Consider the following 11,667-nt stretch of genomic DNA (forward strand, 5'->3'; position numbering starts at 1 on the left):
GTCGAGCTCTCAGTCGCGGAAGACGACCAGCTGCTCGTTGCCGACGATCGCGAGGGTCCGGACGAGGCGGGTGTAGCGCTCGACGAGCTCCTCGACGGCGGCGCCCTGGCCGACCAGCGCGGCGATGCTCTCGGCGGGGAAGAGCGAGACGATCTCCATCGCGACCGCCCGGCCGTGCTCGAAGGAGAGGGCACGGGCGTACTCCAGGGCACGGGTCAGCTGCGGGCGGTCTCCCTCGGAGGTGATCGCCGCGGGATCGGCGTCGGCGGCGTGCGCGAGGACGGCGACGAACACCCGCGCGATCTCGTCGACCCGCAGGGCCCTGACCAGCGTGAGGAGGCGCGAGGACACCCGCGACACCCCGCGTGCCAGAAGCTCGCCGCTGAGGGCGCGCACCTCGATCACGTCGCCGCCGACGAAGTCGCCGGAGACGCGCTTGATGCCGGACGCGAACAGGCTCGAGCCGGACGCGATGCTGCGCTCGGCCTCGAGGTTGATCTCGACCCGGCCGCGCGAGGTCGCGACGCCGGAGATCCAGCGCTGCTCGACCGCGGGGTGGGCGTGCACGGCGCGGACGAGGGTGCCCGGGCCGGGACCGTCGATGGCGCCGAGGATGACCTCGGTCGTGCGGGCACCGGCGATGCGGGTCGAGACGCCGTTGTGCGCGGCGAGCTCGGCGGCCTTGAGCTTGGAGCGGATGCCGCCGCGGCCCGTCCCGCCCTTCTGCACGCCGATGCCGCGCAGCTCCGTGATCCCGAGCTCGTCGAGGTGCACGCCCTCCGCGATGCTGCCGGCGAAGACGCCGGGGACGTCGGTGAGCAGCAGCAGCAGATCCGCGCCGAGGAGCATCGCGAGGCCGCCGGCGACGCCGTCGTTGTCGGAGCCGGCGGAGTCGATGGTGTCGTTGCCGTTGACGATCGGCACGACCCCCGCGTCCAGGGCGTGACGGATCGCCTCCGCGACGTGCGCCATCTGCCGGGGTGAGGCGAGATCGGACTCGCCGATCAGGATCTGCGCGACGAGCGAGCCGGAGAGCTCGGCCACCGAGCGGTAGAAGCCCATCAGCACGGTCTGGCCGACGGCGGCGGCGAGGCGCGGGCTGATCGGGGCGTCCTGCGAGCGGGCGAAGAGCGCGCGACCGGAGGAGACGGCGCCGGAGGAGACCAGGACGACGTCCCAGCCGAGGGCGCGGGCGCTGAACGCGCTCTCCAGGGCGCTGGCGAGGAGCACCGGGTCCGGCCCGGACTGCTTGGTGACCGAGCTCGAGCCCATCTTGACCACGAGGGTCCGCCGCGGCGCCGGGAGGGAGGCGGGGTTCTCGGCGGCGGCGTCGGGCAGGGCGTCGGACATGGCTCCCATGGTAGGGGCGCGCTCGCGACGGACCCGCCCGATTTCCCTAGTACTGGTCGGTTTTCGGCGTATCCTTCTCGCGGAGCCGACGAGGGCTCCCCTTCGGAAGGACGCCCCCATGACATCGACGTCATCCCCCGCCGGCGCACCGCTCGACCAGCAGGTCGACCGCCGCTATCTCGATCCCCTGCGCCCTGTCGCCGAGCGGGTCGAGATCCTCCTCGGCCAGATGACGCTCGAGGAGAAGGCCGGGCTGTTCTTCCAGACCATGGTCGTGATGGGCGAGGGCGGAGCGCTCGCCGAGGACGGCGCGTTCGGGCTGCCCTCGACCGCGACGATGGTCCTCGAGAAGCGGATGTCGCACTTCAATCTTCTCGGCGGCGGGACCGCCACGGCGCGCGAGCTCGCCGAGTGGCACAACCGCGTCCAGGAGATGGCCTCCTCGAGCCGGCTCGGGATCCCCGTGACGCTCTCCACCGATCCGCGCCACTCCTTCACCGACAACCCCGGCACCGGGGCGCAGGCCGAGGCGTTCTCGCAGTGGCCGGAGCCGCTCGGTCTCGCCGCGATCGGCGACGAGGACCTCGTCGAGCGCTTCGGCGACATCGCGCGCCAGGAGTACCTCGCCGTCGGCCTGCGCGTGGCGCTGCACCCGCAGATCGACCTGGCGACGGAGTCGCGCTGGGCGCGGCAGGTCGGCACCTTCGGCGAGGACGCCGAGCTCACCGGGCGGCTCGGCGCCGCCTACATCCGCGGCTTCCAGGGCGAGGCACTCGGGGCGCAGTCGGTCGCGACGATGACCAAGCACTTCCCCGGCGGCGGGCCGCAGAAGGACGGGGAGGACCCGCACTTCCCCTACGGCCGCGAGCAGGTCTACCCGGGCGGCAACGCCGAGTACCACCTGCAGCCCTTCGTGAAGGCCTTCGAGGCGGGCACGAGCCAGATCATGCCCTACTACGGCATGCCGGTCGGGACCGAGCACGAGGAGGTCGGCTTCGGCTTCAACCGCTCGGTGATCACGGGGCTGCTGCGCGAGCGGTTCGGCTTCGACGGCATCGTCTGCACGGACTGGGGGCTGCTCTCGGACTCGGACATCATGGGCGACCACCACGTCGCGCGCGCCTGGGGCGTGGAGCACCTGTCGGTGCCGGAGCGGATGGCGAAGGCCCTCGAGGCCGGTGTCGACCAGTTCGGCGGCGAGTCGATCCCGGAGACGCTGATCGCCCTGGTGGAGGACGGGACGGTCGCCGAGGAGCGGCTGGACGTGTCCGTGCGGCGGCTGCTGCGGGAGAAGTTCGTGCTCGGGCTGTTCGACTCGCGCTCGGTCGACGCGGCGGCGGCGGAGGCGGTGGTCGGCTCGGCGGAGTTCCGGTCGGCGGGCGAGGCGGCCCAGCGCGCGGCGATCACGGTGCTCGCGCACGACGGCGTCCTGCCGGCGCGGCGGGGCCTCCGGCTCTACGTCGAGGGGATCGATCCGGCGGTCGCCGGGGAGTACGGCGCCGTCGTCGACACGCCCGACGAGGCGGAGCTCGCGGTGCTCCGGCTGCAGGCGCCCTTCGAGCGGCGTGCGACGGCGTTCGAGAACGTCTTCCACGCGGGCTCGCTCGACTTCCCCGACGAGGTCCTCGAGCACGTGCGGACCGTGGCGGCGCAGGTGCCGACGGTCGTCGACGTCTTCCTGGACCGGCCGGCGATCCTCACTCCGCTGGTCGATTCCGCCGCGGCGCTGCTCGGCGACTTCGGCGCGTCGGGGGCGGCGGTGCTCGACGTGGTGTTCGGAGTGTCGGAGGCCCGTGGAACACTGCCGATGGACCTTCCGCGCTCGATGGCCGCGGCGGCGGCCCGGCGGCCGGACGTGCCGTTCGACACCGTGGATCCGCTGTTCCGCTTCGGTCACGGACTGCGCGTGACAGGGTCCGCGGCGGGGTAGAACGGCGGGCCCGGGGCTCCTCCACAGGGGGAGTTCCCGGGCCCTCTCCACCGGTCCGGCACCCGGCGCGGCGGATGTCGGTGGCGATTGACATACTCGAACACATGTTCGAACATGGGTTGATGAGCCCCCCTTCACAGCACCCCTCCCCGGGGGTCGCCGACACCGCGGAACCGCTGCTGCGGCAGCTCGCGTCGGTGAAGGAGCTGCAGTCGCGGATCCGCGACATGCAGGCGACGACGCTCGAGTCGAAGAGCCTGGCGACGCTGCCGGCGTTCGCCTCCGTGCTGCCCGGCGGCTCGCTCAAGCAGGGCGCCGCCTACTCGGTCGAGGGCTCGATGAGCCTGGCGATGGGGCTGCTGGCCGGTCCGTCGTCCGAGGGCTCCTGGTGCGGCGTCGTGGGCGTCCCCGAGTTCGGTGCCGAGGCGGCGGCGGGCCTCGGGATCGACCTCGAGCGGCTCGTGCTCGTGCCCTCCCCCGCCGAGCACTGGCTGACGGTCACCGCGGCCCTGGTCGACGTCCTCACCGTCGTGCTCACCCGCCCGCCCGCCTCCGTCTCCTCGGCCGACGTCTCCCGCCTGGGGGCGCGGCTGCGCCAGCGCGGGGCGGCGCTCGTCGTCCTCGGCGAGTGGCCGCAGGCGGAGGCGCGGCTCAGCATCCGCAGCAGCCGCTGGGAGGGGCTCGGTGCCGGGCACGGCTACCTGCGCACCCGCGAGGCGCTCGTCGACGTCGTCGGCCGCGCCGGGACGCGGGTGCGCACCGTGCGGATGAGCATGCCCGGCACCGGACGTCCCTTCGGCGTGCTCGGCGGGCCCTCGCGCCTGCAGGAGCGCACCCTGCACGAGCGGGCGGTGTGAGATGAGCCGTACTGCAGGCGCTCTCGAGCTGCGCCGCACGATCCTCGTCTGGTGCCCCGACTGGCCCCTGCTGGCCGCCGCGGCGGACGCGGGTCTCGACGCGGAGACCCCGCTCGCGCTCACCGAGAAGAGCCGGGTGTTCGCCTGCTCCCCCGGAGCGCGGGCCGAGGGTGTGCGGCGCGGGATGCGGATCCGGGAGGCGCAGTCGCGCTGCACCGGTCTCGCCGTCCTCCCCTACGACCCCGTGCTCGACCACCGCGCCTTCGAGCCGCTCGTCCAGGCGCTGGAGGAGATCACGCCGGGTGTGCAGCTGATCCGGCCCGGGCTCTGCGCGATCCGCGCCCGAGGGCCGCGCCGCTACTACGGCAGCGAGCAGTCGGCGGCCGAGGCGGTGCTGAGCCGGCTCGCCGAGCTGGGCGTGCCCCTGGCGCGCGCCGGGATCGCCGACGGCCTCTTCGCCTCCGAGCTCGCGGCCAAGCACTCCGGTACCGCGGTGGCGATCGTGCCGGCCGGCGAGAGCGCCGCCTTCCTGGCGCCCCTGCCGCTCGACGCGCTCGAGACCGAGGCGGTCGGGGCGGCGCGCACCCGCACGACAGGCAAGGGCGAGGACCTCATCGCGCTGCTGCGCCGACTGGGCGTGCGGACGCTCGGCGCCTTCGCGCAGCTGCCGCGCGACGACGTCTCCGCGCGCTTCGGCCCCGACGGCGCACGGGCGCACGTGCTGGCCTCGGGTGCCGAGACCGAGACGGTCGTCCCGCGGCTCCCTCCCGAGCGGCTCGACCGCGTTCTCGAGTTCGAGCCGCCGCTGGACCGGATCGACCAGGCGGCCTTCGCCTTCCGCGTCCCGGCGGAGGAGTTCGTCGCCGGGCTCACCCGGGCTCAGCTGGTGGCGACCGCGATCAGGATCGAGGTCGTCAGCGACCGGGGCGAGGTGTCCTCGCGCAGCTGGCTGCACCCGCGCTGGTTCACCCCCGGCGACGTCGTCGACCGCGTGCGCTGGCAGCTCCAGGGCAACGGTGCCATCGACGCCGGGCTCGGCTCGCCGATCGCGCGGCTGTCGGTCGAGCCGGAGGCGGTCGACGCGATCGGCAATCACGAGCAGGGCCTCTGGGGCACGGCGCCGGAGGAGCGGGTGCACCACGGCCTCAGCCGCGTGCAGAGCATGCTCGGGCACGAGGCCGTCGTGACCGCGTCGGTGGGCGGGGGCCGGTCGCTGCGCGACCGCCAGCACCTGATCCCCTGGGGGGACAGGGAGCCGGGCGACGCCCGGCCCCGCGGGCTGCCGTGGCCCGGGGCGCTGCCGCCGCCCCTGCCGCCCACGGTCTTCGCCGAGCCGGCGGCCGTCCTGGTGCGCGGGCCCCGCGGCGAGACGGTCTCGGTCGACGACCGCGGCTCCCTCACCTCCGTCCCCGCCTACTTCGCGCCCGGCTCCTCGCAGGCCCGCCTGCAGCCGGTGACGGGCTGGGCCGGCCCCTGGCCGATCGACGAGCGGTGGTGGGACGCCCGCACGGCCGTCCGCTACGACCGCTTCCAGGTCGTCGACTCCGACGGCGTCGCCTGGCTGCTGCTCTGCCTCGACGGCGAGTGGGCGGCCGAGGCCCGCTACGACTGACTCCCCCGGCCGCCGACGGCCGCGATCCGATCCTCCCGAGCACGACGACCGAAGGAGCCTCCGATGGGCTGGAACAACCCCCCGATCCCCTGGTCGGAGTTCGAGCGCCGCCTCTCCAGCACGACGCGGAGCGACGGCACGACCGTCCGCGGCGACGGCGGCGACAGCCCGGCGTGGTCGCACAAGCGCCCCGCCTACACCCCGGGCGCCGACGTCCGGCCGCCGGACGAGAAGGTGCCCTACGCCGAGCTGCACGCGCACTCGCACTTCAGCTTCCTCGACGGTGCCAGCAAGCCGGAGGACCTGATCGAGGAGGCCGTCCGCCTCGGCATCGACACCCTCGCCCTCACCGACCACGACGGGCTCTACGGGATCGTCCGCATGGCGGAGGCCGCCCAGGACCACGGCGTCCGCACCGCCTTCGGCGCCGAGCTCTCGCTCGGGCTCCGCGCCCCGCAGAACGGCGTCGCCGACCCGGAGGGCACGCACCTGCTGGTCCTCGCCCGCCGCGAGGAGGGCTACCACCGGCTCGCGCGCGCGATCACCACCGCCCAGCTGGCGGGGGCCGAGAAGGGCAAGCCGAGCTACGACCTCGAGGAGCTCGCCCGGGCCGCCGAGGGCCACTGGATCGTGCTGACCGGCTGCCGCAAGGGAGCCGTCCGCCAGGCCCTGGTCGCGAGCGGCGAGGCGGCGGCCGAGGAGGAGGTGCGCGAGCTCGTCGCCCTGTTCGGCGCCCGCAACGTCCTGGTCGAGCTCTTCGACCACGGCGATCCGCTCGCCTCCCTGCACAACGACCAGCTCGCCGGCATCGCCGAGCGACTGCAGCTGCGCCTCGTCGCCACCGGCAACGTGCACTACGCCCGGCCCGAGGACCGCCCGCTCCAGACCGCGCTGGCCGCGGTCCGCGCCCGGCGGAGCCTCGACGAGATGGACGGCTGGCTGCCCGCTGCCGGCGGCGCGCACCTGCGCTCGGGCGCCGAGATGGCCGAGCGCTTCTCCCGCTACCCCGGCTCGGTCGAGAACACCGTGCTGGTCGCGGACGAGATCGCCTTCGAGCTCGGCCGGGTGCGCCCCCGGCTCCCCCGGCAGGACGTGCCCGAGGGGCACACCCCGATGAGCTGGCTGCGCCACCTGGTGCAGCTGGCGGTGCCGACGAAGTACCCGGGCGCCGACTCCGACGTGCACGAGCGCCTCGAGAAGGAGCTCGCGGTGATCGAGGCCAAGGACTTCCCCGGCTACTTCCTCATCGTCCACGACATCGTGCACTTCGCGAAGGGCCGCGGGATCCTCTGCCAGGGCCGGGGCTCGGCCGCCAACTCGGCGGTCTGCTACGTCCTCGGCATCACCGCGGTCGACTCGATCTTCTACGGACTGCCCTTCGAGCGGTTCCTCTCCAGCATCCGCGACGAGGAGCCCGACATCGACGTCGACTTCGACTCCGAGCGGCGCGAGGAGGTCATCCAGCACGTCTACGAGAAGTACGGCCGGCTGAACGCGGCGCAGGTCGCGAACGTCATCACCTACCGGCCGAAGTTCGCCGTCCGCGACATGGCGAAGGCGCTGGGCTACAGCGCCGGGCAGCAGGACGGCTGGTCGAAGCAGATCGAGCACTGGGGCTCGATCACCGAGAGCCCCGAGCACGACATCCCCGACGACGTGGTCGCGCTGACCAAGAAGGTGCTCGGCACGCCCCGGCACCTGGGCATCCACTCCGGCGGCATGGTGCTCACCGACCGCCCGGTCGGCGAGGTCTGCCCGATCGAGCCCGCCCGGATGGAGAAGCGCACCGTCCTGCAGTGGGACAAGGACGACTGCGCCTGGATGGGCCTGGTCAAGTTCGACCTGCTCGGGCTGGGGATGCTCGCCGCCCTGCAGTACACCTTCGACCTCGTGGCCGAGCACGTCGGCGAGAAGTGGGACCTCTCGACGATCCCGCGCGAGGAGAAGGGCGTCTACGACCAGCTCTGCCGGGCCGACTCCATCGGAGTGTTCCAGGTCGAGAGCCGCGCGCAGATGGGCACCTTGCCGAGACTCCAGCCGCGGCGCTTCTACGACCTCGTGATCGAGGTCGCCCTGATCCGCCCCGGTCCGATCCAGGGCGGCGCGGTGCACCCCTACATCCGGCGCAAGCTCGGCGAGGAGCCGGTCACCTATCAGCACCCGCTCCTCGTCACACCGCTCAAGCGCACCCTCGGCGTGCCCCTGTTCCAGGAGCAGCTGATGCAGGTCGCAGTGGCGGTCGGCGACTGCAACGCGGAGGACGCCGATCTGCTGCGGCGCGCGATGGGCTCCAAGCGCGGCACCGAGAAGATCGAGTCGCTCCGCGAGCGGCTCTACGCGGGCATGGCGCGCAACGGGATCACCGACGAGGTCGCCGACGACATCTACCGCCGGATCCAGGCCTTCGCCAACTTCGGCTTCGCCGAGAGCCACGCGATCAGCTTCGCCCTGCTGGTCTACGCCAGCGCCTGGCTGCGCCTGCACTATCCCGCCGCCTTCACCGCGGCGCTGCTGCGGGCCCAGCCGATGGGCTTCTACGCCCCGCACACGCTGGTCGCCGACGCCCGCCGTCACGGCGTCCGCGTCGAGTCGCCCGACGTCAACCGCTCGCTCCCGCACCCCGGCCTCGAGGCGCTGGACGGCGCACCGTCGAGGCGCCGGGGCGGGGCGCCGCACGGGCAGGACTCCTGCCTCTCCGCCGAGCAGGCCCCGACGGGCCTCTTCGACCGGTCCCAGCACTTCGACACCGACGACCACCGCCGGGACGCCGGTTTCGTGATCCGCCTGGGCCTCGCCGGGATCAAGGGCATCGGCACCGCGCTGGCCGAGCACATCGTCGCCGAGCGGGAGCGGGGCGGGCCCTACGCGAGCATGGCCGACCTCTCGCGCCGCGTGGGCCTGAACGCGACCCAGCTCGAGGCGCTCGGCGCCGCGGGCTCGTTCGACTCCCTCGGTCTCCAGCGCCGGCAGGCCCTCTGGGAGGCGGGATCCGCGGCCGCGGACCGCCAGGAGTTCCTCCCCGACTCGATCGTCGCCGTCCAGCCGCCGCTGCTGCCGATGCTCTCGGCGCAGGAGCGGGTCGTCTTCGACTTCTGGGCCACCGGGATCTCGCCGGACGACCACCCGCTCCGGCACCTGCGCGAGAGCCTCACCCGGCGGGGAGCGCGCTCCACGGCCGATCTCCCCGGCACGCCCTCGGGTACCCGTATCGAGGTCGGCGGGGTCGTGATCCACCGCCAACGCCCCTCCACAGCCGCCGGTGTGACCTTCATGAACCTCGAGGACGAGCACGGGATCCTCAACGTCATCTGCTCCGTCGGAGTATGGAACCGCTACCGCCGCACCGCGCGCGAGGCTCCTGCACTTCTCATCCGCGGGATCCTCGAGCGCTCCGAAGAAGGGGTGACGAACCTTCTCGCCGACCGGTTCGAAGCGCTGTCGGTCAGCGCCCGGACCACCGCCCGCAACTTCCGATGACCGCCCGTCGGACCTCGACCGCCCCAGCACCGCGAGCGCTCCCGCGCCCGCACCACCCGCGAGAAAGCGACACCATGACAAACACGGACCACGCCCTCCACCCCTCGGCGCTCGACGTGCCGCTGCGCGACGACCGGGACCTGCGCGAGCGCGTCTCCTCGCTGATCGGGCCCGCCTACCGCCGCGCGCTCTGGCCGATCCTGCTCGACCGGGCCGGCTACCAGCTGCCGATCCTCTACCCGGTGGACGGCCTGCCCGTGCACCCCGACGAGGAGAAGACCGAGCGCATCGTCGCGACCCTCGCCAAGGCGGTCGCGCACCACGACGTCGGCTCGCTCGCGTTCGCACTCGAGCGCCCTGGGCGGGCGTTCCTCGGCGAGACCGACCGGGTGCTCGCCCGCCAGCTCAGCGCGGCCTGCCACCGGCGGGCGATGCCGCTGCGCGCCCTGCTGCTCGTGCACGACGACGGCGTGCGGATCATCGCCGACGCGGAGCACTCCGTGCCGGCCCGCTGACAGGTCTCCGGTGGGCAGCGGCGTGCGCGGACTCAGGAGCGCGCCGACCCGACTCGACTCGGGACGGCGCACGACCGACGCCTACTCGGCGTCGCTGAGCGTGATCAGCAGCGAGGACGCGCCGAGGTCGACCTCGGTGTCGCCCGGCGACACGGCGTACTCGCCCACGGCGAGGAGCGACTCCGCCACCTCGGGCAGCGGGACACGCGCCGACGCCTCGCCGACGTTGATCGCGATCGTCACCCGGCCGCGGCCGAGGGTGAGCCAGCGCTCGTCCTCGTCGAGCTCGACGCGCACCGAGCCGAACCGCGGGTCGGTCAGCTCGGGGAAGCGACGGCGCAGCACCGCCAGCTCGCGGTAGACGGCGAGGATGCGCGCACCGCGCCCCTCCTCCGCCTCGGACCAGTCGAGCTTGGAGCGCTCGAAGGTCTCGGGGTCCTGCGGGTCGGGCACGACCTCCGGGTCCCAGCCCATCTTCGCGAACTCCTCGATGCGGCCCTTCGCCGTCGCCTCGCCCAGGTCCTTCTCGGGGTGCGAGGTGAAGAACTGCCACGGGGTCGACGCCGCCCACTCCTCGCCCATGAAGAGCATCGGGGTGAAGGGGCCGAGCAGCGTCAGCGCGGCGGCGATCGCGAGGCGTCCCTCGTCGAGGGTCGCGGTCAGCCGGTCGCCGATCGCGCGGTTGCCGATCTGGTCGTGGTTCTGGCTGCAGACCACGAGGCGCCACGTGGGCATCCGCTCGGTGTCGACGGGGCGCCCGTGGTGCCGGCCGCGGAACGTCGAGAGGGTGCCGTCGTGGAAGAAGCCGCGGGTGAGCACCTTGCCGAGCGCGCCGAGCGGCGCGAAGTCCTCGTAGTAGCCGGTCGTCTCACCGGTCAGGGCGACGTGCACGGCGTGGTGGAAGTCGTCGCTCCACTGCGCGTCGAGCCCGTAGCCGCCCGCCTCGCGCGGGGTGATCAGCTTCGGGTCGTTGAGGTCCGACTCCGCGATCAGCGTCAGCGGGCGCCCGACATCGGCCGAGAGCACGGCCACCTCGGCGGCCATCTCCTCGAGCACGTGCACGGCGCGCTCGTCCGAGAGCGCGTGCACCGCATCGAGGCGCAGAGCGTCCACGTGGTAGTCGCGCAACCACATCAGCGCGTTGTCGAGGATGTAGCCCCGGACGACGTCCGAGCCCTCCCCGTCGAGGTTGATCGAGCTGCCCCAGGTGTTGGCCTTCTCGTTCTTGAGGTACGGGCCGAACTCGGGGAGGTAGTTGCCGCTCGGGCCGAGGTGGTTGTACACCACGTCCTGCACGATGCCCAGGCCCGCGCGGTGCGCGGCGTCGACGAAGCGCTGATACGCCTCCGGTCCGCCGTACGCCTCCGAGACGGCGTACCAGAGGACGCCGTCGTAGCCCCAGTTGTGCGTGCCGTTCACCGCGTTGACCGGGAGGATCTCGATGAAGTCGACGCCGATCGAGCGCAGGTGCTCGAGCCGGCCGGCGGCCGCGTCGAGGGTGCCCTCCGGGGTGAAGGTGCCGATGTGCAGCTCGTAGATCACGGCACCGGCCAGCTGGCGACCCGTCCAGGCCTGGTCGGCCCACTCGAACGCGCTCGGGTCGTAGCTGCGCGAGAGCTCGTGCACTCCCCCGGGCTGGCGACGCGAGCGCGGGTCCGGGAACGGCCCCTTCCCGTCGACCAGGTAGCCGTAGTCGACCTCGCCCGTTCCGGCGACCGACCCGGAGACCCGCCACCAGCCCTCGTCGCCGAAGCGGGCCATCGCGACCGTTGCTCCCGCCCCGAGGGCGAGCTCGACGGAGGAGGCCTCGGGCGCCCACACGTCGAAGCGCTCGGGTCCGGAGACGGGAAGGGCGTAGCGGTAGGGCGTCGTGCTGATCACGGGGTTCTCCAGGGTCGTTCGAACGGGGTCGGCAGGAAGGGACTC

General features: G+C 73.3%; 7 protein-coding genes. 5 read left to right on the forward strand and 2 right to left on the reverse strand.

Translation table 11 applies throughout. The features are described 5' to 3' along the window. Window positions 1–9: 9 nt before the first annotated feature. Entirely contained in the window at window positions 10–1,350 is a 1,341-nt protein-coding gene (gene proB, locus GTU73_RS11670) for a glutamate 5-kinase (RefSeq protein WP_160089661.1), read from the reverse strand. A 118-nt stretch (window positions 1,351–1,468) separates the two neighbouring features. Between proB and GTU73_RS11675 the strand changes: the two genes are divergently transcribed. The 5 genes from GTU73_RS11675 (at window position 1,469) to GTU73_RS11695 (ending at window position 9,741) form a co-directional block, all read left to right on the forward strand. Continuing rightward, window positions 1,469–3,280, forward strand: a complete 1,812-nt coding sequence (locus GTU73_RS11675) for a glycoside hydrolase family 3 N-terminal domain-containing protein (protein WP_160089663.1) — start codon at window positions 1,469–1,471, stop codon at window positions 3,278–3,280. A 122-nt stretch (window positions 3,281–3,402) separates the two neighbouring features. Further along, the gene (locus tag GTU73_RS11680; RefSeq protein ID WP_160089665.1) at window positions 3,403–4,137 is read left to right on the forward strand and encodes a hypothetical protein; all 735 of its coding nucleotides are present in this window, start codon (window positions 3,403–3,405) and stop codon (window positions 4,135–4,137) included. A 1-nt stretch (window position 4,138) separates the two neighbouring features. Continuing rightward, window positions 4,139–5,749 carry a DNA polymerase Y family protein gene (locus tag GTU73_RS11685; protein WP_160089667.1) on the forward strand — a complete coding sequence of 537 codons (1,611 nt, stop codon included), beginning with the start codon at window positions 4,139–4,141 and terminating at the stop codon, window positions 5,747–5,749. Window positions 5,750–5,812: 63 nt separating this feature from the next. Further along, window positions 5,813–9,226 carry an error-prone DNA polymerase gene (locus GTU73_RS11690; protein WP_160089669.1) on the forward strand — a complete coding sequence of 1,138 codons (3,414 nt, stop codon included), beginning with the start codon at window positions 5,813–5,815 and terminating at the stop codon, window positions 9,224–9,226. A gap of 74 nt (window positions 9,227–9,300) precedes the next feature. Then, entirely contained in the window at window positions 9,301–9,741 is a 441-nt protein-coding gene (locus GTU73_RS11695; RefSeq protein ID WP_123704248.1) for a hypothetical protein, read from the forward strand. Window positions 9,742–9,822: 81 nt separating this feature from the next. Here GTU73_RS11695 and treZ read toward each other — a convergent pair whose 3' ends face one another. Further along, complete coding sequence (gene treZ, locus GTU73_RS11700) at window positions 9,823–11,622, reverse strand: malto-oligosyltrehalose trehalohydrolase (RefSeq protein WP_244231620.1); 1,800 nt, start codon at window positions 11,620–11,622, stop codon at window positions 9,823–9,825. Window positions 11,623–11,667 lie beyond the last annotated feature (45 nt).

The organism is Rathayibacter sp. VKM Ac-2804 (assembly GCF_009866655.1).
Classification (GTDB): Bacteria; Actinomycetota; Actinomycetes; order Actinomycetales; family Microbacteriaceae; genus Rathayibacter.